We start from the raw sequence: 3,778 nt of genomic DNA on the forward strand, positions 1-3,778 counted from the left end.
CTGGATGGTGATCGAGGCGAACTCCGAAGGCCTGGCCCCGGTGTACCTGGCCACCATCACGGCCCCATAAGATTCGCGGTCTCCGGACTTGATGAAGCTGTCCAGGAGCTTGGCTTCGTCCTGGGCGTCGATCCTCTTGATCCGGCGCTGCTTGCCGGGCACCTCATCGCTGGGCCCGTTCCGCGTCAGCGGGTTCTTTGTCTCGTTGATGCGTTTGGCTGCATCGGGGTAGCCAGCGGCCTCCTGGTCGTAGGCCAGGGCATTGCGCAGGCGTCTCCAGTAGTCGGGCCTGTGCTGGCCTGCAATGGCCTTGAGAGCGTCTGTGATGCGCTTTGGGGACGGTGGCTGACCGTCCAGGTGCTTGGTGTAGAAATGGGCCGCCAGCTTGCGATAGGCGGCCTGTGTGGCTGGTGTCATGGGGTCTCTCCCTTCTCGTTATGGTCGGTCAAACAGCAAGATCAAAATCAAAAGCACACCCCCCGCCCTAAAGGGGGCGGGAGCCTGGGGTGGTGAAGCAACCCCAAGCTCCCTTCCTGAGGCTGTGGGTCGTTCGTCCTGGGCATCAAGCACCAAATCGGAACCCCATCGGATGAAGCTCGATGGGGCCCCCACGATTTGCTGCTTGACCCCCAGAACTCACAGATCAAGAGCATTCGGCATCGGTTGACCATCACCTATGTGCTGGTCTCCGAAGGCCTCACAAAGCGGGAGCCAACCATTCTGGTCGTCTCCGGATGTTCTCCACCCCACTCCGCACGTGTGCTCCGGGGGTTACGTGTCACCTGTCACTCCGCTCGGTGCCACCACATCCCCATACTTCCGGTTGGAAGTATGGTAAGCCCAGCATAACACGGCCAGCCAAACTACTGTATAGGTATACAGAAGTTTCTCTGTACAAAGGGTGTAAAAGGGTGTAAAAATTACACCCATACACCGTTAGAAGGAGAACAAAAATGAGCGGTACCCAACTCACCCTGCTGGTTCCCAAGGCTGCCCGCGATGCCCATGCCGAGCTGCTTGCAGCGCTCGGCACTGAGGCCAACCCAGCGCAGTGGATGGTCTTCATGGATGCCGTAACCCGGCTGCTGCCCGATGTGCTCAGCTCGGGCAGGCCATCCAAGGACGCCATCCAGCGCAGTGCCATCGGTCAACTGGGCTTCACCAGCTGGCAGGCGATGATCGAAGCGCCCACCGACGCATCTGGTCTGGGCTGGAACTTCAGTGGCTGGAAGGCATGGCGTCGGGCCTGGACGGCAGTTCAGGCATACCCCTGGCTGCGCCAGGAGCCGCTGACCTCGAGCGAGGTCAACAGCATCGTTCTGGACTGCAAGCGAGATGGCATTCAGTTCCCCGGCTCCGCAGGGGAGCTGGAGGCCATCAGACAGGGCCGCAAAGAGGCCCAGGAGGCTCGCAAGGCTGAAACCGTGCAGGCACTGACCCAACGTGCCGAAACGGCGGAAAAGGCTCTACAAGAGGCTTCAGCGCTGGCCAGATCGGTGACCGATCAACTTAACCAGGTGCAACAGCAGCTGGCCACGGCCCTTGGCCAGGTGGCCGAACAGGCCGAGGTCATCGGTACGCTGAAAGCAGAAAAATCCCAGGTCGAGACCAACCGGGATTTCTGGAAGAACAAGGCCCAGGCCAAGCCGGCACAGCCGGCCCAGCCCCAGGCTGAGGCACCACAGCTAGGGCTCTGGAAGCGCCTCATGCGCTGGCTGATGGGCTCGAAGTGATCGGATGAAGTCTTGAATGGCGGGCCACCCGCCATTGCTTTCGGCCAGATTGAGGATCTTGGCCTTGTGCCGGGGTGACTTGCGGATCAGCCACCAATCAGCGAGGTCGAGCAGGCCCAGTAGGTCTGCTGCCTCCCGTTCCTCCTCGTTCACCTCTTTGTCAGTCAGGTCGTTGACGCCGACCAGATCCTTCAGCCCTGGCGACCAGTAGAGCTGTCGCTTGCCGTGGATGGCTGCGGCGTACTCCAGGAACTGGCCACCGGCCTTCTGATCGCCTTCCTGGTACAGCTTGAGCAGACCGAATGGGTGCTTACCCTTGGCACGTCCCTGTTTGGTCGATGCCTTGGCGATCTCGGCGTCTACGCCCCAGTTTCTCGAATCGTCCTGCTTGGCCAGGTAGTCCGAGGCGGTGCACCAGCCCTTGATGTCGACCGCATGGGCTTCAAAGGCAGCAACCTGTGCAGCGTCGCCCAGGTCGAGCAGACCGGCCCTGGCGCAGCTGGACTTCCACCGTCTGAGGACGGTTTCCTTCATCACCTCGGCATCGACATGCGACCCCACAACCCATAATTCATGGGTATGCGGGTGCCAACCGTGGCCACCGAGGGTCAATTCCAGCGACCTGATCAAGCCTCGATAGCCGTTGCGTTCCTTGAACTTCGTCCAGGGCGAACCCTCCCGGAGCTTCTCCAGGGCGACACTCTGCTGCTCCAGCAGCTCGGCGAGCTTGTGCCAGACGTAGTGGGGGAATGTGAGGGTGACCATCACGCACTGGAGGCCTTCGGCTGCGGCCCACTCCACGGCCTGAGCGACCTCCAGCCTGCGGCGTTCCTGCACTTTTGCGGCACACACGGCGCAAGTCCACACGTTCGAGCAGTTCATCAGGCCCGAGTAGAAGGCGCTACCGTGCTCCCTCGATGCGTGGACGCCGACCGACCCGGCCACAGTGACGTGCTTGCATTTGGCCGTCCGATGGAAATCGTGGGGGTACAGCATGCCTGCCCGTTTCCCCTCGTGGAGGAACAGGGCCCGTGCAGAGGCCATGAGTTCGAACCGCTCTATTCGGTTGGCCTGGAGCTTTTCTCTCAGGTCACCAGAGGGGGGGGTAGAGGATTTCGTGTACTTCCCTAGGGGGGCCGCGATGGCCCTGGAATCACGCTCTACTGATGGTGATGACATGCCCACCCCCGCCATCGGCGGGGGTCGGCACTTGATAAATCATGTGCTGTATGGCCATACTTGCCCCGAATCGTAGTGAAAAACCCGCCGAGGCCTGCCAGCCTGTGACGCGGGTTTTTTGCTTTCTGCGGTTCTGATTTCTCGACCGCTCGCCTCAATCATGCCCCTGTGGGGCTACGGTTTCAAGCCATCATCTCGGCTAACTCCTTGACGTTCGCGGCTTTTCTCCATAGAAAACCGCTTGATTGCCCCTGTGTTTACAGGCAATTCCGACGTTTTCAAATTCGCCACCAGCGCAGCTGGATCAGGCAGGTCGTGCGCAGCGAAGCGAGCATTCGCCGAAGGCGCCGCAGGCGCCGATGGCGGCTCACTGTGCAACTCACGGACATTCTCTACTGCTGCCGGATCGGCGGCGCGAGGGACTTTCCCATTCCCTGCCGTTTTGCGGTTCCCATACCGGTCGACGCTGGCCGTGGACTGGTGACCCATGACATATGCCACCTCTTTGCGGCTCATGCCGCTGGCCTTCAGGTCTGACCCCATCTGGTGCCGCCACGAATACAGCGATGGGACGGCCTTGCGTTGCGGCCAAAGACGCCGCCCGGCTGCACTGATCCTGTCCTGGACACGACCGACCACGGCGGCGTCCTGGAGGTATGGCAGCGAGGCCCGTACCAGCTCCAGGGCCTTGGGATCGAGGTCGATTACCCGGTCTGCGCCCCGGTCTCCGCCGTGGCTCTTCTTCGCACCAGGTATCACCACCTTGCCGTCCTGGATGGTGATCGAGGCGAACTCCGAAGGCCTGGCCCCGGTGTACCTGGCCACCATCACGGCCCCATAAGATTCGCGGTCTCCGGACTTGATGA

The 3,778-nt window shown here is 61.4% G+C and carries 3 protein-coding genes and 1 pseudogene; 1 reads left to right on the forward strand and 3 read right to left on the reverse strand.

What is annotated here, in order from left to right; all coding sequences use genetic code 11:
• A pseudogene (locus CRO87_RS22160) lies at positions 1 to 417 on the reverse strand (site-specific integrase); the annotation flags it as partial.
• A 536-nt stretch (positions 418 to 953) separates the two neighbouring features.
• On the opposite strand from CRO87_RS22160, the gene CRO87_RS22165 reads away from it, so the two are divergent.
• A complete protein-coding gene (locus CRO87_RS22165) occupies positions 954 to 1,733 on the forward strand; it encodes a hypothetical protein (protein WP_097165046.1) in 780 nt (259 codons plus the stop codon).
• Here the strand turns inward: CRO87_RS22165 and CRO87_RS22170 are convergent.
• Positions 1,686 to 2,729 carry an HAD family hydrolase gene (locus tag CRO87_RS22170; RefSeq protein ID WP_141398732.1) on the reverse strand — a complete coding sequence of 348 codons (1,044 nt, stop codon included), beginning with the start codon at positions 2,727 to 2,729 and terminating at the stop codon, positions 1,686 to 1,688. The two genes, CRO87_RS22165 and CRO87_RS22170, sit on opposite strands and share 48 nt — an antisense overlap.
• 357 nt (positions 2,730 to 3,086) lie before the next feature.
• The coding region (locus tag CRO87_RS22175; protein ID WP_141398733.1) for a site-specific integrase at positions 3,087 to 3,778 on the reverse strand (692 nt) is incomplete at its 5' end.

Source organism: Enterobacter sp. CC120223-11, from assembly GCF_900215375.1.
In the GTDB taxonomy this organism is placed as follows: Bacteria; Pseudomonadota; Gammaproteobacteria; order Enterobacterales; family Enterobacteriaceae; genus Scandinavium.